Source organism: Marinobacter alkaliphilus, from assembly GCF_055394375.1.
This window is the reverse complement of record NZ_AP043751.1, coordinates 2,651,942-2,669,767: the sequence shown is the minus strand read 5'-3', so window position 1 is coordinate 2,669,767 and position 17,826 is coordinate 2,651,942. Positions and strand designations below refer to the sequence as shown.

At 57.5% G+C, this 17,826-nt stretch carries 14 protein-coding genes and 2 tRNA genes; 9 read left to right on the top strand and 7 right to left on the bottom strand.

All coding sequences use genetic code 11. The annotated features are described in order from the left end of the window. Positions 1 to 54 precede the first annotated feature (54 nt). Positions 55 to 714 (top strand): arylesterase, encoded by a 660-nt coding sequence (locus ACZ5Q2_RS12160; RefSeq protein ID WP_061332758.1) that lies wholly within the window; start codon positions 55 to 57, stop codon positions 712 to 714. On the opposite strand, the gene ACZ5Q2_RS12155 is transcribed toward ACZ5Q2_RS12160, so the two are convergent. After that, positions 657 to 1,535 carry a YheT family hydrolase gene (locus tag ACZ5Q2_RS12155; RefSeq protein WP_082780596.1) on the bottom strand — a complete coding sequence of 293 codons (879 nt, stop codon included), beginning with the start codon at positions 1,533 to 1,535 and terminating at the stop codon, positions 657 to 659. The two genes, ACZ5Q2_RS12160 and ACZ5Q2_RS12155, sit on opposite strands and share 58 nt — an antisense overlap. Positions 1,536 to 1,703: 168 nt before the next feature. On the opposite strand from ACZ5Q2_RS12155, the gene ACZ5Q2_RS12150 reads away from it, so the two are divergent. Beyond that, positions 1,704 to 1,779, top strand: a tRNA-Asn gene (locus ACZ5Q2_RS12150). Between the two features lie 52 nt (positions 1,780 to 1,831). On the opposite strand, the gene ACZ5Q2_RS12145 is transcribed toward ACZ5Q2_RS12150, so the two are convergent. Continuing rightward, positions 1,832 to 3,121 carry a M18 family aminopeptidase gene (locus ACZ5Q2_RS12145; protein ID WP_061332755.1) on the bottom strand — a complete coding sequence of 430 codons (1,290 nt, stop codon included), beginning with the start codon at positions 3,119 to 3,121 and terminating at the stop codon, positions 1,832 to 1,834. 115 nt (positions 3,122 to 3,236) lie between these two features. Here ACZ5Q2_RS12145 and ACZ5Q2_RS12140 point away from each other — a divergent pair, with 115 nt between their 5' ends. Further along, entirely contained in the window at positions 3,237 to 3,722 is a 486-nt protein-coding gene (locus tag ACZ5Q2_RS12140; RefSeq protein WP_061332754.1) for a hypothetical protein, read from the top strand. A gap of 105 nt (positions 3,723 to 3,827) precedes the next feature. After that, entirely contained in the window at positions 3,828 to 4,433 is a 606-nt protein-coding gene (locus ACZ5Q2_RS12135) for an outer membrane beta-barrel protein (protein WP_061332753.1), read from the top strand. A 162-nt stretch (positions 4,434 to 4,595) separates the two neighbouring features. Here ACZ5Q2_RS12135 and rlmKL read toward each other — a convergent pair whose 3' ends face one another. Continuing rightward, positions 4,596 to 6,770, bottom strand: coding sequence for a bifunctional 23S rRNA (guanine(2069)-N(7))-methyltransferase RlmK/23S rRNA (guanine(2445)-N(2))-methyltransferase RlmL (rlmKL, locus tag ACZ5Q2_RS12130; RefSeq protein ID WP_432210060.1), 2,175 nt, complete (start codon positions 6,768 to 6,770; stop codon positions 4,596 to 4,598). A 325-nt stretch (positions 6,771 to 7,095) separates the two neighbouring features. On the opposite strand from rlmKL, the gene rmf reads away from it, so the two are divergent. Then, on the top strand, positions 7,096 to 7,308 hold the full coding sequence (gene rmf, locus ACZ5Q2_RS12125; protein WP_058090550.1) for a ribosome modulation factor: 213 nt from the start codon (positions 7,096 to 7,098) through the stop codon (positions 7,306 to 7,308). Between the two features lie 179 nt (positions 7,309 to 7,487). Here rmf and ACZ5Q2_RS12120 read toward each other — a convergent pair whose 3' ends face one another. Next, positions 7,488 to 8,513, bottom strand: a complete 1,026-nt coding sequence (locus ACZ5Q2_RS12120; RefSeq protein WP_432210061.1) for a quinone-dependent dihydroorotate dehydrogenase — start codon at positions 8,511 to 8,513, stop codon at positions 7,488 to 7,490. A gap of 403 nt (positions 8,514 to 8,916) precedes the next feature. Here ACZ5Q2_RS12120 and ACZ5Q2_RS12115 point away from each other — a divergent pair, with 403 nt between their 5' ends. Next, positions 8,917 to 10,080 (top strand): cation diffusion facilitator family transporter, encoded by a 1,164-nt coding sequence (locus ACZ5Q2_RS12115; RefSeq protein WP_286922091.1) that lies wholly within the window; start codon positions 8,917 to 8,919, stop codon positions 10,078 to 10,080. Positions 10,081 to 10,093: 13 nt separating this feature from the next. Here the strand turns inward: ACZ5Q2_RS12115 and ACZ5Q2_RS12110 are convergent, their stop codons facing one another. Continuing rightward, on the bottom strand, positions 10,094 to 11,593 hold the full coding sequence (locus tag ACZ5Q2_RS12110; protein WP_138437592.1) for a RimK family protein: 1,500 nt from the start codon (positions 11,591 to 11,593) through the stop codon (positions 10,094 to 10,096). A 198-nt stretch (positions 11,594 to 11,791) separates the two neighbouring features. On the opposite strand from ACZ5Q2_RS12110, the gene rimI reads away from it, so the two are divergent. Further along, on the top strand, positions 11,792 to 12,907 hold the full coding sequence (gene rimI, locus ACZ5Q2_RS12105) for a ribosomal protein S18-alanine N-acetyltransferase (RefSeq protein ID WP_432210062.1): 1,116 nt from the start codon (positions 11,792 to 11,794) through the stop codon (positions 12,905 to 12,907). Here the strand turns inward: rimI and uvrB are convergent, their stop codons facing one another. Beyond that, on the bottom strand, positions 12,908 to 14,965 hold the full coding sequence (uvrB, locus tag ACZ5Q2_RS12100) for an excinuclease ABC subunit UvrB (RefSeq protein WP_432210063.1): 2,058 nt from the start codon (positions 14,963 to 14,965) through the stop codon (positions 12,908 to 12,910). Between the two features lie 191 nt (positions 14,966 to 15,156). On the opposite strand from uvrB, the gene ACZ5Q2_RS12095 reads away from it, so the two are divergent. Both ACZ5Q2_RS12095 and ACZ5Q2_RS12090 read left to right on the top strand, forming a co-directional pair. After that, a complete protein-coding gene (locus ACZ5Q2_RS12095; protein WP_061332747.1) occupies positions 15,157 to 16,341 on the top strand; it encodes a pyridoxal phosphate-dependent aminotransferase in 1,185 nt (394 codons plus the stop codon). Between the two features lie 71 nt (positions 16,342 to 16,412). Then, a tRNA-Asn gene (locus tag ACZ5Q2_RS12090) sits at positions 16,413 to 16,488 on the top strand. Positions 16,489 to 17,088: 600 nt separating this feature from the next. Here the strand turns inward: ACZ5Q2_RS12090 and pyrF are convergent. Further along, entirely contained in the window at positions 17,089 to 17,799 is a 711-nt protein-coding gene (gene pyrF, locus ACZ5Q2_RS12085) for an orotidine-5'-phosphate decarboxylase (protein WP_432210064.1), read from the bottom strand. Between the last annotated feature and the right edge of the window lie 27 nt (positions 17,800 to 17,826).

Genomic DNA, 17,826 nt, shown 5'->3' with positions numbered 1-17,826 from the left:
TCCGTTGTCTGGTGCTGTGTTTTATTGAATCTGTAAAGGGTATACGAATTTACTATGAATACGGTATCGGCGTTGGTCAGATCATTTGCCCTCTCAGCACTGATGTTGCTGTCGCTCTCCGCCCTGGCCAGCCAGAACACACTGCTGGTAGTCGGCGACAGCCTCAGTGCCGCCTATGGCGTGCCATCCGAAACCGCCTGGGTTCAACTGCTGAGGGACAGACTTGATGAACAGGGCCTGAACTGGAACGTTGTGAACGCCAGTATAAGCGGCGAAACGACCGATGGCGGCCTGCGGCGGCTGCCTGAACTGCTTCAGAAAAACCAGCCAGACGTCGTGATCATCGAGCTTGGCGGTAACGACGGCCTGCGCGGCTTTCCACCGAATGTGATCGAATCTAACCTCGCCGACATGATCGAGCAGGTGCGGGATATCGGCGCCACCCCGGTGCTGGTGGGCATGCAGATTCCACCCAACTACGGCCAGCGTTACACCCGCATGTTTGCGGACATCTTCCCGAACCTGTCTGACCGCTACGACACCCCACTGGTTCCCTTCTTTCTCGAGGGCATCTACAACGCCGATGGGTTAATGCAGGAAGACGGCATTCACCCCACCGAAGCCGCCCAGCCGGTGCTGCTGGACAACGTATGGCCTCAGCTGGAGCCGTTAATTCTGGACAGGAACCCCAGCGCCCTGCGCTCAGACCAGTAGTAACCGTCACGGGCCAGCTCGACAAATCCCACATGCCCGCCCCACTTTGGCGCCTCGACGGTAACGTAGGCGCCCAGGACCTTACGGCCTTCCGGGAAACATCGGGCTGACAGGAAGGGATCGTCTACCGCATTAACCATCAACGCCGGTACCCGTATGTCCTTCAACCGAAACAGTGCCGAGCAGCTGGCCCAGTAGTCCTGGGCATCCCGGAAGCCATGCAGGGGTGCGGTGTAGCGGTTATCAAATTCGTGAAAGTTGCGGATGTTGTCGAACCCGGTCACGTCAATCAGATCCGGAAACCGACGGGCCTTTTCCTGCATTTTGCCGTGCAGATCCCTCAGAAAGCGCTGCATGTAGATCCTGCGACTGGGCAGGGCCAGCATATCCGCGCTACCAGCCAGGTCTGCGGGCACCGAATAGGCAACGGCACCGCTGATGCGACTGTCAACCCGCTCACCCTGCTGGCCGAGGTAAAGCAGGGTGAGGTTGCCGCCCATGCTGAAGCCAGACAGGAACAGGTTGTTGTAGTGGCCCTCCAGCGCGTGGGACACCACCGTATGCAGGTCTTCCGTGGCGCCACTGTGATAGAACCGTGGTTGGCGATTCATCACCCCGCCGCAGGATCGGAAGTTCCAGGCCAGCACATCCCAGCCATCCGCCATTAACGCCCGCGCCAGCCCGAGCACATAGGGGCGCCGGCTGTGGCCTTCCAGACCATGGGACACAATGGCCAGGCGGTCACTGCCTTGACGGTACCAGTCCAGGTGCAGTTCGTCGTTATCCGGCGTCGCCAGAACAGCGGTTTCCGGCTGTGGCATGGTCACGTTCCGGAACAGCGTCGGCCACACAGACTGGATGTGCCCGTTACGTAACCAGACCGGTGGGCGGTAGCCCGATTGACTGCGCTTGTGCAAATTTTGACCTTTCTTTTCAGGGGGTTGACGAACACTATTAAAGAACTTAATATGCCCGCCACTTGATGCTGTTCCCCGATAGCTCAGTTGGTAGAGCAACGGACTGTTAATCCGTTTGTCCCTGGTTCGAGCCCAGGTCGGGGAGCCACTTATTCCGAGAAAGCCGCTGATTCAACATCAGCGGCTTTTTCATTTCTGCCTCAGAAAACCTCTTCCCGCTGCATAAACTCCTTCAGAACCTGGTACAGGGTATAACCATCCTGACTACCGATCATTTCACGGATGGAATGCATGGCGAACTGCGGCACACCGATATCCAGCGTGGTCACGCCCAGATTACCGGCGGTCAGCGGCCCGATGGTGCTGCCACAACCCATGTCACTGCGTACCACAAATGTTTGGTGCGGCAGGCCAAGCTCATCACTGATATGCCGGTACAGAGCGGCCGACCGGCTGTTGGTGGCGTAGCGCTGGTTGTGGTTAACCTTGATGACCGGCCCCTGGTTCAGGATCGGACCGTGGTTTTCATCGTGTTTGTCCATGAAATTCGGGTGCACACCGTGGGCGTTATCCGCGGAAATCATCATGGAGCGGGCAATCGCCCTGCCCTTGCCTGCGCCACACCAGCGCTCCAGCACGGCTCCCAGGAATGGCCCCTGGGCACCTTCCGCCGACATGCTGCCGACTTCTTCGTGATCATTGCACACCAGCAGCGCGGCTTCATCACCAGAGGTGTTCAACAGCGACTGCAAACCGATATAGCAGCTCAACAGGTTATCAAGCCGGGCAGAAGCCAGAAACTCTTTACGCAGACCCACGAAGGACGCGCCCTGGGCATCGTAGAAACTCAACTCATAGCCCAGCACCTTACGAATCTTCAGGCCGGATTCACTGACCAACTGCTCACGCAGCAAGTCAGCAAATGAAGTTGTATCGGTTTCCGGCAGTTGCATAACCACCGGAGGCAGGTCGGTCTGGGCATTCACTGAACGATTGCTGTTGGCTTCACGGTCCAGGTGAATGGCCAGGCTGGGAATAATTGCCACCGGCTTACGGAAGTCCACCAGGGTATCCCGAACCTTACCGTCCTCATCCAGAACCGTAACCCGGCCGGCCAACGACAGATCCCGGTCGAACCACGGGTTCAGCAACACGCCGCCGTACACTTCCACACCCAACTGGAAAAAGCCCTTGCGGCGGATTTCGGGGTTTGGCTTTACCTTCAGGCAGGGGCTGTCGGTATGAGCACCCACCATCCGGATGCCGGAAGTCACTACGTCATTCTTACCGGTACGGAGGGCAATGATGGAGGAGCCATTGCGAATGGCGTAATAGCCCCGGCCCTGCTCCAGCGCCCACTCTTCCCGCTCGTCCAGCTGCTGAAAACCGGCGGCATCAAGCCTGGACTTCATGGTACTTACTGCATGCCACGGTGTTGGAGAGGCATTCAGAAATTCAATCAAGTCATTATTAAATTCAGTGTGTTCCATGATCTTCCTGATTGCATGATAATGGCGGCTACAGTATGGCACGAAGCCGGCCCCGCTCCTACCAGGCTGCCGGTTAGTCCCTATACGCACCCAATGATCAACGCCGGAGCCCACTGTGTCGATACCCCGATTCCTGGACATCGAATACTGTCAGACTGACGACGCCCTGTTCCCCGTCGCCATGGCCTGGTCGCTGGCCGACGGCCAGATGAAAACCGTGGTTATAGCCCCGGAGGAAGCCTGGCTGCCAGACGACGGCGATTTGGGCGACTTTGACCTGCGGTACCTGGAAGAACAGGGCGTGCCGCTGCTTGAACTGGTTCAGGAACTCCATCAGGACCTGCCAGACCAGACCGTATACGTGGATGGCATAGACCCGGATGAAATTCTGATCGACCTGATTTTCAGTGCCGTCAGCCAGGATGCCCCTTTCGAGATTGCTCCAATTTCCGAACTGTTTACCGGCATCGACAGCGACACCCTTGAAGACCGCCGTCGGCAACTGATGTTTGACGAAGGCCTGGAACCACAACTCCCGGAGAATGGCGTTTACGCCCTGCTGATGCTTGCGCAGGAGGAAGGCCTTCTGGCTGACCTGTAAGCGGGCCGGCTGACACGGGGAAGTGTGACCGGCGTCTGCGTAACAAAGCGTTACACAAGGCAGAATCTGGCGTCAGCAACGTTACTGACAGGAAGCCGGATAATAATGAACAAGGTCGCACTACGTTTCCTCAGCTCCAGCCTGATGGCCATCAGCCTCGCCCCATTGTCGGCACAGGCACAAGACACTCCTCGTTCTGACAAGCACTACGTTGGCCTACTGGTGACCGCTCTGGAGCACCGCTCTATCGGTGAGCGCACCAAGGAGGATGCCTGGGGCCAAGCCGGTACGCTGGTTATCGGTGGTCACCTGAACGACCTGATTCACGCCGAGATCCGTCTGGGTGGCGGCTTCAACGATGCCGATGTTTCCGGTGGCGACCTGACCCTGGCTGTCGATTACTTCGCCAGCTGGTACATGGGCCTGCACTACCCGATTACCGATTATGCCAACGTGTATGCGCAGGCCGGTTTTACCCACGTAAAAGGCGAGGCAACCCTGCCCAACCGTGAGGAAAGCTACAACGCGCAGTTCCGGGATCTCGAGGGCGATTACCCCGACAGCAGTTTCAGCATCAGCTGGCTGGCCGGGGTGGACTTCGAGGTGTTGAGCAACACCTTCCTGGTGTTTGAGGGTGGGCGGTTGTTCAAAGACACTGGCAGTAGTGCCAATACGTTTCAGTTTTCTACGGGGCTGCGTTACGAATTCTGACCCGCGTTGGATTTCCAACGAATCCAGCGCCAGAGTCTGGCGAGGCAGGTGGGGCCTTCTTTCCTGGAATCTCGGAGGCCATGGATGGCCGGAGCGAAGCGCACATGGATGTGCTCGTAGCGTTTCCAGGAAAGAAGGCCCCACCTGCCTCCTCCCCCGATATCAGGCGCGGTGCTGAATGTGCCAGCAGCGGTGAATCTTCTGATTTCTCTGGAAGTCTTTATCCAGCGTACTGGCGGTCACTTCCTTCACTTCGAATTCTGCCGCCAGGTCTTCGTCCAGTTTAAACTTCCGAAAGTTGTTGGAGAAGATCAACAGACCATCGCTGGATAACCGCTCCATACACTGACGAACCATGGTGCCATGATCCCTTTGGATATCCAGAACACCGGCCATTCGGGCGGAATTGGAGAACGTGGGCGGGTCCATGAAGATCAGGTCGAAGGTCTGGTTGGCGGTTTTGCGGTCCGCCAGCCAGGACAGGCAGTCCGCCTGCTCTACCACGTGCTTGCGCAGGTCGGCGCCGTTCAGGGCCAGGTTGTCCTGGGCCCAGCTCACGTAGGTTTTTGACATATCCAGGCTCAGGGACCGGCTGGCGCCGCCAACGGCTGCGTGTACCGTGGCTGCGCCGGTGTAACAGAACAGGTTCAGAAAGCGTTTGCCACGGGCATGCTGCTGAATCCAGTGGCGCACCGGGCGGTGATCCAGGAACAGGCCGGTGTCGAGGTAGTCTTTCAGGTTTACCTTCAGGGTGCAGCCGTGTTCGTGCACGTTGAAGTATTCGCCGGTTGCGGCCTGTTTCTCATACTGTTTGGTGCCGGTTTGACGCTGGCGTTGTTTGCACACCAGATTCTCGGGGGCAACGTCCAGCACCTCCGGTATGACCGCCAGAGCCTCGGCCAGACGTTCCCGGGCGGCTTTTTCATCGATAGACTTCGGGGCCAGGTACTCCTGCACGTGCACCCTGCCATCGTATAGGTCGATGGCCAACGCGTATTCAGGCATATCGGCATCGTAAAGCCGGTAGCAGCTGACATTCTGCTTCCGCGCCCACTGGCCGATGGTTTTCAGGTTCTTCTTAAGGCGATTACGTAGCATGTCTGCCCGTTCGGGGTTGGCGATGCGTGGCATAACCTGCCCGGGCGCAGCCGGGTCTCGCGGTGTGCGGGCGTTTTCAGGCTGCACCTCGAACAACAACAGCTGCGCTGGCAACTTGCCATTAAACAATTTGTATTGCTTGAAGCTTCGCAGGCCAATGGATTTACCGAATTCCGGTGCACCGGTGAACACGGCCAGGCGCCACCCCGGCAGTTCACGCAAGACGGTTTCACCGAGGGTTTGATAAAGCGCGGCCAGCTCTTTGCGCTCGCTCAGGCGTTCACCATAGGGAGGATTGGTCAGCACCAGGCCCTTATCCGCCCAGTCCAGCTGCCGCTCAAACGCCGATACCGGCCGGGGCTCTACGCTTACGATGTTGTCCAGACCAGCCCGGCGCAGGTTGTTGCGGGCCGTGTCGATCACCCGGTCGTCCTGATCGAAACCGGCAAACGCCGGTATGCGCTTGTTTTTGCCTTCATGTGCGCGGCGCTCGACTTCCTGGCGCAATGCCAGCCAAAGTTCCGGCTGATGCCCTGGCCATTTTTCAAAACCAAAACGCTCAATCTTTCGGCCCGGCGCAATGTCCAGCGCCATCAACGCTGCTTCAATCACCAGCGTTCCGGAGCCACACATGGGATCAACAAAGTCGCCGCCGGCGGCGGCAATTTCCGGCCATCCGGCCCGCAGCAGCAACGCGGCCGCGAGATTTTCCTTCAACGGCGCAAGACCCTGTTCAGTACGGTATCCCCGCATGTGCAAGCTATGCCCGCTAAGGTCCAGCCCAACCGACAGCCGCCCCCGGTTCAGGCGAGCAGAGATGGTGACATCCGGATCTTTTGGTGCGACCGAGGGCCGCGGCAGGCCTGCGCCCCGAATGCTGTCTACGATACCGTCTTTGACTTTCTGGGCACCGAACTGTGTGTTCCGAATTTCTTCGTTCTGCCCCAGGAAAGTCACTCGAAAGCTGCCGTTGACGGGAATGTGCGATTGCCAGTCTAAAGACACCACGCCCTCATAAAGTTCGTCAGCACTACGGGCATCCACCTCAGCAATGTGCAGGATGACCCGGTTGGCCAGCCGGGACCACAAACAGGCGCGATATCCGGCTTCCAGCTCCCCTTCTACCCAGACGCCCGCCGGCGCGTTGCGCACTTGAGCCAGGCCAAAGCTTTCCAGCTCATCGGCCAGGAGATACTCAACACCCTTGGGGCAGGTTACGAAAAAGACATGCTTGGACAAAATCAACTCCTGGTTTTCTGGATAGAGCCGGTAAGCCGCCGGAATAGCAGCAAAACCCGAATTCGGGCCGTCATCGTTATTTCACAAACCTATAAGAAAAGCTTCATATAGATGAAATAAATAGTGTACATCCGCGCAAGGTTCGTCTTACCTTGTAGTTGACGCGTCGTTCTGGAAGCCAACATAACCGTGCTTCCGTTAACAGGATCCTGACTGCTCTGGCCGGAACTGGCAATAGTGGGTTATCCCGGATGGGTGCCTTCTTTACCATGGCCACAGCAGATGTGTACACGCTTGTTCTGTTAATCCATCAGTGAGGAACGGCATGAAAAGACAGAAGAGAGACATGTACGCTCGTGCATTCAAGCGGGGTTATCTCGCTGGCGTGTCCGGCAAATCCAAAGACAGCTGCCCGTTAGACCAAGCAGAGGTACGCCAGGAATGGCTGAACGGGTGGCGAGAAGGCCGCACAGATAACTGGGAGGGCATGACCGGCGTCTCCGGCATCCACAAACTTGCCAACGTAACCGCAACGTGACCGCGGTGTTGGCATACCCCGTTTAACCTGATCTCTTTTAGTTGTAGCTACACCACAATCTGACGCAGTAACCAGAGCAACCAAAACGGGGCCTCCCGCCCCGTACCATGCGAAGAAGCGCTACGGGGTTCGTTCCCCGCAAGGGCCCGCTCAGCGGGCCCGCCTTCTTTCTGGCCTCACTACTTATGCTGTTCTTTCCTGATCGCTTCTACTGCTTCGTTAATCAAAGCTGGGCCTTTGTAAATAAAGCCGGTGTAGATTTGCACCAGTTTCGCCCCTGCCCGGATTTTCTCGGCCGCACTCTCGCCATCAGTGATACCGCCAACGCCAATAATCGGTATTCTGTCCCCCAACTCGGCGTACAACCCCTGAATAACCCGTAAAGACGCCTCGCGCACCGGTGCACCACTCAAACCGCCAGCTTCCTGCTCGTGCTTGTGTCCTTGAACCGCTTCCCGGCTGATAGTGGTGTTTGTGGCAATCACACCATCCAGGCCCGCCTCGAGTAATGCCCCGGCGACAAAGCGAATGCCTGCATCATCCATATCCGGGGCAATCTTCACAGCCACCGGTACATAACGACCAATATTTTTCTCGCAGATCGCCTGTTCGTCTTTGATCGCGTGCAATAGCTGCTTCAACGAGTCGCCGAACTGCAGATCACGCAGCCCCGGGGTATTTGGCGACGACACGTTTACCGTGATGTAGTCGGCATGGGGGTAAACTGCGGCGATACCCTTACGGTAGTCCTGTTCGGACTGCTCGTTCGGGGTATCTTTGTTCTTGCCCACGTTAATGCCCAGGATACCGCGATAACGACGCTTCTCAACATTGCGCACCAGATGACCAAGGCCTTCATTATTGAAGCCCATGCGGTTGATGATGGCCTGGTTTTCGGGCAGGCGGAACATCCGCGGCTTGGGGTTGCCCGGCTGTGCCAGGGGTGTGACGGTGCCCACTTCAATGAACCCGAAACCCAGGGTTCCCAGGGCATCCAGGTGGTCAGCATTTTTGTCCAGGCCGGCGGCCAGGCCTACCGGATTGGGGAACTCCAGCCCCATGACATTAACCGGGCACGGCTCCGGGCGCTTTGAAATAATATTTATAATGCCGGTTTTGTAGGCCAGATCCAGCCCCCTGAGGGCAGCATTATGGGCCTGTTCCGGGGGCAGCCGGAAAAGTAAATTACGTAGCATGCTGTACATCTTGGAGCTCCTTGCCGAGGGGTGGCCGGAGTATACCGGAAGTTTTCCACACCATCCTCCCGAACCTTCAATACAACGTAAAAGCCCATGCCTCAGCGGCTGGCGGGGCTTTTCCACGGAATCTGTGGATAACTCTGTTGAAAATGTCGGGGCAAGCGTCTCGACCCCTTGATAACTGCGCCAGCCTACAAATTGATCATTTTTTGATCAGTTAATTTTTATTTTAAAATCAATGACTTAAAAAGACAAAATAACCATTTGACGACTTTGGTTACAAAGTGGTAGTGGGTAACGACTTTGTCATCATGTGCATAAATCGACCTGCGTTTCCCGATTAATTCTCCCCAAATTTTCCATTCCTGCTGCTATACTGGCTACCAACAGAATGATCGGAGCCTGAGCCATGGATCAGCCCCCAAAGGCCCATCTACGGACTGACAAGGACTTGCAACAGGAAAAACACGCCGCCTCCCGGGTCACCATTATTGGCATGGTCCTGGATGCAGTCCTTGGTGTGATAAAAATTATTGGCGGCACTCTTTTTCATTCCCACGCCCTGGTGGTGGATGGCATCCACTCGTTTACCGACGTTGTCTCCGACTGGGTTGTTCTCGCAGTGATGCGACTGTCCCGTAAAGGCCCGGATGATGACCATCCCTACGGACATCAGCGCATCGAGACGCTCGGCACACTCCTGCTGGGGAGCATACTGATCGCCGTGGGCGCAGCCCTGGCCTGGGAGAACATTCTGCGCCTGGTCTCCGGAGAGGATCTCGCGGTACCGGGCTGGCCGGTTCTGGTTGCTGCGGGGATATCGGTCGCCTCCAAGGAATGGATCTACCGTTATACCCGCCATGTGGGCATCAAAATTCGATCCGACCTGCTGATCGCAAACGCCTGGCACAGCCGGACAGACGCATTTTCATCGGTCGTTGTTCTGGTTTCCACTGTCGGTGCAATGGTCGGATATGTTTGGCTGGATACCCTTGCCGCTGTGGTTATCTCCGGCATCATTATTCATATTGGCTGGAAATTCACCTGGGACAGCGTCAAGGAACTCGTCGATACCGGACTGTCTGCGGAAGATACCCGGGTGTTGCGAGCCATTGCCATGGACACAGACGGCGTGCGTAATGTTCACGAGCTACGCAGCCGGCGTATGGGTCACGACATACTACTGGATGTCCACCTGGTTGTTCGGCCTGAGATAAGCGTTTCTGAGGGACACCAGATCGGCATGAAGGTGGTTTCCGGCATGAGGGACGCCATCGATAATATCCGGGACATCAACTTTCATATCGATGCCGAGAACGACGAACACACACCGCATCAGACCGACCCACACTTACCCAGCCGCGAGGATATCCGCCACCTGCTGTCGCAGCAGCTCGGTGAGCTGCCACCACATAGCCGGCTGAGACTGCATTACCTCAAAAACCGGGTTCATATCGAAGTCTTCCTGGACGAACAGCATCCCGCACCCGCGTTGACCACCGAAAGCGTCCGGGAGGTGCTGGCACCCTATCCCTGGTTTGGTTCAGTCCGGGTTTGGGTGTCTGCAAGCTGATCAAGCGCCGGTATTACCGGCGCCGGTTTTCTTCCATGCGGGACAGGAACTCCTGCATTACCAGGGTATAAAGCTCGCCGCCCAGGAATTTGTCTTCCACACCGGAATCGATGCTGGGGTTGTCGTTTACCTCAATGACGGCCACCCGGTTGCCGGCCTGTTTGATGTCCACCCCATACAGTCCATTACCGATCAGTCGGGTGGAGTTCAGCGCCGCCTGGATGACATTCCGGGGCACCTCATAGGTAGGCATGGTTTCAAACCCGCCGCTTTCCACCGCCGCGCCACCGTGTTGGTAGATCTGCCAATGCCCCTTCACCATCATGTATTTGCAGGCATAGATGGCACGGCCGCCCAACACACCAATGCGCCAGTCGTAATCGGTGTAAAAATACTCCTGGGCCAACACCAGTGCAGATTGCTTGAACAGCTCTTTAAGGCCGGCCCGCAGCTCTTTCTCATCCTTGGCTTTGGCCACGCCCCTTGAGAAGGCCCCGTCCGGAATCTTGATGACCACCGGGAAACCCAGCTCACTGACCACTTGATCAACCGCATCTTTCTGATCTTTGGACAGGATCAGTGTTTTTGGGGTTGGCACCTTGTTGTTCTTGAGCAGGTCCGCCAGGAACACTTTGTTGGTGCAACGCAGTATCGAGACCGGGTCATCAATAACCACCATGCCCTCCGCCTCTGCCTTGCGGGCAAACCGGTAGGTGTGGTGATCAATCGCGGTGGTTTCCCGAATGAACAGGCCATCGTATTCCGGCAACCGCATGTAGTCCCGACGGGTAATTCTCTCTACATTGATGCCCAGCTTTCGCCCTGCCCGCTCGAATCTTTTTAGGGCGGCCTCATCACTCGGGGGCATTTCCTCTTCCGGGTTCACCAGCATGGCCAGATCAAAACGATAGCGCCGACGCGTTCTCGGCTTACGCCAGATCATGCTGCTGAAACGATCCAGCGCTGCCGCAAACACGTCCTGTTCGCGCTCATCCAGATCGGCCGGGGCGGCCGGTTTCATGGATTCAATCTGCCATTGCTTGCGGTGGCGGAACACCACTTCCAGGATTGGGCAGGGAAAGCGCTCAAACAAGGCCCGGGCTACCGGCTTGAGATCCGCATGCTCCGCCTGGCCAAAATAGGTGCGAATGCGCACTTCGTGGGTGGCGTCCCGCTCATCAGTGGCCGGGTCGATTTCCCTGGCTTCCTGCTCCAGCCACTGAATGACGCTGTGATCCAGCTCCTCCAGTTCCAGCGAAAACAAGCCCTTGCGACTCAAATCGTTCAAGGTCATCACCGAGGGCACCACATGGTGGCCCCGGGCCTCTGCCAACAAGGAGCAGTAATAACCCCGGCTCAGGTATTTCGCGCTCTGGCAAAGGTTGATCACGCGCACCCGGCTATTGGCGGGGGCGGAAAAATTCAGATACTGATCAAAGGTCAGTACATCCTCGCTGGGGTAATAGGGTGACCAGTCTTTGGCACGGTCCACAACGATTAACAAACGGGACATTAAAGGCGTTCCTCCCTGAAAGGTTCAGCCGGGTAATGGGCGCAACAATACGCCGCTGTGACGCCTGGTACAATCCAGCCTGGATGCGTGCTTTTACGCATGATCGCCCGCTATCGAAACCAACCTGTCTCTACCATAATAGCTGCGGTGGAAGTGCTCGCCAGCTTCTGCGATTTTCGCGACCGGGATTTGTTAACCATGCATGATGTTTTGCTTCGACAAGCAGTCGCCGACGATCTGACTGCCCTGGTGCAGTTGGAAAATCGTTGTTTTACCGAAGACCGTATTTCCCGACGCAGTTTCCGACGGTTTCTGGAAATGCCAAGGGACCGCCTGATAGTGGCAGAGCAAGGCTCCGAGCTGGTGGGCTATTGCCTGGTACTGATGAGTGCCGCCACCCGTTTGGCACGGATTTATTCAATCGCGGTATCGCCAACCGTGCGAGGCAGGGGCGTGGGCGAGCAATTGGTGCGGGAAGCGGAGAAGGAAGCCGTAGAGGCAGACCGCATCATCATGCGCCTGGAGGTTCGGGAAGATAACGCCGGCGCCATCAATCTATACAAACGACTGGGCTATCGCCAGTTCGGCACCTACCGGGACTATTACGAAGACCATGGCGATGCCCTGCGCTTCGAACGGCGTATTCTTTACTACGAACCTTCCCGGGAGTATCTCCCGGTACCCTATTACCCCCAAACCACCGAGTTTACCTGCGGCCCCTCTGCCCTGATCATGGCCATGGCCGCCCTGGACGAAGACCAGCAACTGAACACCCTGGAAGAACTGAAAATCTGGCGAGAGGCCACGACGATCTTCATGCTCGCCGGTCACGGTGGCTGCGGACCCCATGGCCTGGCCTTGTCAGCCTGGCACCGGGGCTTTGAGGCCAGCGCCTGGATCAGTCAGGAAGGCGCCCTGTTTAAGGATACCGTGCGTAACGACGATAAAAAGCGGGTACTGGAACTGGTGCATGAAGGCTTTCTGCACGACATTGGCCAGACCGGCATCCAGCTGCACCACGATCCACTGACCCTGGAAGCCATGGAAGCCGCCCTGCATGAGGGCCGCATCCCGGTCATCCTGATCAGTACCTGGCAGCTTAACCGCAGTCGCGTACCCCACTGGGTGACCGTATGCGCCATGGATGAAGACTTCGTGTACCTGCACGACCCGGAGATCGACACTGACGTGGGCGAGACCGTGGCCGACAAACAATATTTGCCTGTCGACAAACGGGTATTTGGCAAGATGTCCAGCTACGGCCGCAACCAACCCTTGCAGGCGGCCGTGATCGTCGGGCCGAAACGGCCCTGATCAGCCGGTACGAATAGCCGCTTCCTTGAGTTCGGAGATCTGGTCCCGCAATCGCGCTGCGGTTTCGAAATCCAGGTCGGCGGCGGCCTTGTACATCTCGTCTTCCAGACGCGCCACTTCCTTGAGCAGGTCTTCCGGTGAGCGTTTGCCCGCCTTCACCAGGTAACTCTCGGCTTCCTCCGCCGCCTTCTGGCCCGGACGCTCCGCCTTGCGCCGGCCACGACCACCGCCGGTGGCACCTTCCATCACATCGGCAATTTTCTTGTTCAGCCCCTTGGGGGTAATACCGTGTTCTTCGTTGTGCGCTAACTGCTTCGCCCGGCGGCGTTCGGTTTCGTCAATGGCCCGCTGCATGGAACCGGTGATGCGGTCCCCGTACAGAATGGCTTTACCATTGAGGTTACGGGCGGCACGGCCGATGGTCTGGATCAACGAGCGTTCGCTGCGCAGGAAGCCTTCCTTGTCTGCGTCCAGAATCGCCACCAGAGACACTTCCGGCATATCCAGGCCTTCCCGCAACAGGTTGATGCCTACCAGCACATCAAACTCGCCCCGGCGTAAATCCCGGATAATCTCGACGCGCTCCACGGTGTCGATGTCTGAGTGCAGATACCGAACGCGAATGTTGTGTTCCATAAGGAAATCGGTAAGGTCTTCGGCCATGCGCTTGGTCAGGGTAGTGACCAGCACCCGCTCCTCCACAGCCACCCGAGCGTGGATTTCCGAGAGCACGTCATCCACCTGGGTAGACGCTGGCCGCACCTCGATCACCGGATCCAGCAGTCCGGTCGGCCGAACCACCTGCTCCACCACCTGGCCAGCGTGCTCCGCCTCATAGTTACCCGGCGTGGCCGACACGAAGATCATCTGGGGGGCAATTCGCTCCCACTCCTCAAACCGCATGGGCCGGTTATCCAGTGCCGACGGCAGGCGAAAACCATACTCCACCAGCGTTTCCTTCCGGGAACGGTCGCCCTTGTACATGGCGCCGATTTGCGGAATGGTCACGTGGGATTCGTCCACCACCAGCAAGGCGTTCGGCGGCAGATAATCAAACAGGGTGGGTGGCGGCTCACCGGGCGCCCGGCCAGACAAATAGCGGGAGTAGTTCTCGATGCCGTTGCAGTAACCCAGCTCCATCATCATTTCCATGTCGTAGCGGGTGCGCTCCTCAAGGCGCTGGGCCTCCACCAGCCGGTGGTTATCCCGCAACTGCTGCAAACGCACGTCCAGCTCCGCCCGGATATTCTCGACCGCATCCAGCACCTTCTGCCGGGGCGTCACATAGTGAGACTTCGGATAGATGGTTACCCGTGGCACACGGCGCAGTACCTCGCCGGTCAGCGGATCGAAGTAGCTGAGGTTCTCCACTTCATCGTCAAACAACTCGATACGAATGGCTTCCCGCTCCGATTCCGCCGGGAACACATCAATCACATCGCCCCGAACCCGGTAGTTGGCGCGGTGGAACTCTATGTCGTTACGGGTGTACTGGAGCTCTGCCAGCCGGCGCAGAATCGAGCGCTGATCTATCTGATCACCCCGGTCAAGGTGCAGCATCATCTTCAGGTAAGATTCCGGATCACCCAAACCGTAGATGGACGACACCGTCGCCACGATGATCGCATCCGGCCGTTCCAGCAACGCCTTGGTGGCAGACAAACGCATTTGTTCAATGTGTTCGTTGATGGAGGCATCTTTCTCGATGAAGGTATCAGACGACGGCACATAGGCTTCCGGCTGGTAGTAATCGTAGTAAGACACGAAATACTCCACCGCGTTATCCGGAAAGAACTCCTTGAACTCGCCGTACAGCTGCGCCGCCAGGGTCTTGTTATGGGCCATGATGATGGTGGGCCGCTGCACGTCCTGGATCACATTGGCAATGGTGAACGTCTTGCCTGAGCCAGTCACCCCCAGCAACGTCTGGTGCGCAAGCCCGGAATGAATGCCGTCCACCAGCCCGGCGATCGCCTTGGGCTGGTCACCGGCCGGCTGATATGGGGAATCAACTCGGAACACACCTTCACGGGAAACAGTGGCTGATTTACTGGCCATAACTGGCGATTAACCTCCGGGTTCGGCGCCGGCCGCAATACGGCACAACCCCTACAAGAAATTTAGTGTTCTGGCTGCTTCATGATACCATCTGTGCGATCGACGGCTGGGAGAAAAACAGCCAGCACCTTTGGCTCCATAGTTGCCCGGCCGATCGCAGCCCATAAGACGCAGCTTTAAGGAGCTCAAGTTTGGACCTTCAACTTTCCAGCCGAGTACAGGCGATCAAGCCTTCCCCCACCCTCGCAGTCACCAACAAAGCCGCAGAACTCCGCGCGGCCGGTCAGGATATTATTGGCCTGGGTGCTGGCGAGCCGGACTTCGACACCCCCGAGCACATCAAACAGGCAGCCATTGAAGCCATTAACAACGGCCAGACCAAGTACACCGCCGTTGATGGTACGCCGGCCCTGAAGAAAGCGATTATTGCGAAGTTCAAACGGGACAACGGCCTGGAATATGAAGCCAACCAGATCCTGGTAAGCAGTGGTGGCAAACAGAGCTTTTTCAACCTTGCCCTGGCCACATTGAACCCGGGCGACGAAGCCATTATCCCTGCGCCTTACTGGGTTTCCTACCCGGACATGGTGCTGGTGGCTGAAGGCAAGCCGGTGATTATCGAAACCTCTGCCGAGACCCGCTTCAAGATCACCCCCAAGCAGTTGGAAAACGCTATTACCGAGCGCACCCGCCTGTTTGTGATCAACAGCCCGTCCAACCCCAGCGGCATGGCTTACACCCTGGAAGAGCTGCAGGCGATTGGCGAGGTGCTGAAAAAGCACCCGAATATCATGATTGCCACCGACGACATGTACGAGCCGATCCTGTGGACTGGCAAACCGTTCTGCAACATCCTGAACGCCTGCCCGGAGCTGTATGACCGTACCTTCGTACTGAACGGTGTGTCCAAGGCCTACTCCATGACTGGCTGGCGTATCGGCTACGCCGCAGGCCCGGCGAAGATCATCGGCGCGATGAAGAAAATCCAGTCCCAGAGCACCTCCAACCCGGCCTCTATCTCCCAGGCCGCCGCCCAGGCAGCCCTGGACGGCCCGCAGGAGTGTGTGGGCGAGATGGTCAAGGCGTTCAAGGAACGCCACGACTGGCTGGTAGCCGCCCTGAACAAGCTGCCTGGCGTTGAATGCCTGAATGGTGACGGCACCTTCTATGTGTTCCCAAGCTTCCAGGGCGCAATCAATGCCACTGACGGCGTGAACACAGACGTTGAGTTTGCCGAGAAGCTGCTGACCGAAGCGGGCGTAGCCCTGGTTCCGGGTTCTGCCTTCGGCAGCCCGGGCCACATGCGTCTGAGCTTTGCCACCAGCATGGATAATCTGCAGAAGGCGGTTGAGCGTTTGCGGAAGGCGCTTGGCTAAAAATTTTTAGTCAGAGGGTTGACGAGGCGGTATAGCCAACTTAATATACGCGCCTCGTCACATGACGACGTTCCCCGATAGCTCAGTTGGTAGAGCAACGGACTGTTAATCCGTTTGTCCCTGGTTCGAGCCCAGGTCGGGGAGCCACTATTCCGAAAGCCCGCTAGTTCTTTGAATTAGCGGGCTTTTTCGTTTGCTCTCGCTTGTTTCTATTGCCTGCAACATTTGGCGGTTTGCCGAACTCCCGCCCTAGCCTGCTTGTTTTGGTGGCGTGTCAGGGTGGGATAGCCTTTCCAAAAAACGCTACGAGCACATCCATGTGCGCTTCGCTCCGGCCATCCATGGCCTACGAGATTTTTGGAAAGGCTATCCCACCCTGACACTCAGCGAACGCAAGTATAGGCAATTAAGAATCGGGAATCTGGGAATGGAAAAAAGCTATTACCACTGAAAAGGATCCGGAAAGCTCCTTCAACGCACTTTGACTACACCTCCATTTGCCTGAAGGGCGCGAATGGGTGTCCCTCCCGAAAATCTCGGAGGCCATGGATGGCCGGAGCGAAGCGCACATGGGTGAGGCAAGTGTTTATGAAGCGAAGCTTCATGCGCAGCCGAACGACAGCAATCTATGATTGCTGGCTGGACCCGCTTGCGGGGGCTCGTAGCGTTTTTCGGGAGGGACACCCATCCGCGCTCCGCCCGCCAACCGGGCAGGCTAGGGCCAGGACCTAGGACAGAGCCCGAAAGTCAGACCGAAACAACCTCAGCGTGAATCGCCTCCAAGGCGGCCAGAGGATCGGATGCCTGAGTAATCGGACGGCCGATGACGAGGTAGTCGGAGCCAGCTTTGAGGGCGTCGGTTGGGGTCATGATGCGCTGTTGGTCACCTTTATCGGCGGTCAACGGGCGGATTCCCGGGGTGATTAGCTGGAAGTCGGCGCCCTGCTCTGTTTTCAGTCTGGGCGCCTCCTGGGCGGAGCAGACGACGCCGTCCAGGCCGCAGTTTCTGGTCAGGGTGGCCAGGCGGGAAACGTGGACCTCTGCGGAACCGGTGATGCCGATACCGGCCAGATCCGCATCGGACATACTGGTCAGCACCGTGACGGCGATCAGCAGCGGCTTATCCGCCCCGAACGACTCCAGGCGCTCGCGGCAGGCAACCATCATTTTCTCACCACCGGAGGCATGCAAATTCACCATCCACACACCCAGATCCGCCGCTGCGGCAACCGCCGCCGAGGTGGTGTTCGGGATGTCGTGGAATTTCAGATCCAGGAACACATCAAAGCCCCTGCCCTGCAGTGATTTGACCAATTCCGGGCCGGAACGGGTGAACAACTCTTTGCCTACTTTCAACCGGCATTTGGCCGGGTCCAGCTGATCAGCCAGCGCCAGGGCCGGGTTCTGGGAGGGGAAGTCCAGGGCAACGATGATTTTCGGGTCATTAAGGTTTTGCACGGTCAGGTTCCGGTTCAAAAGGTTAAA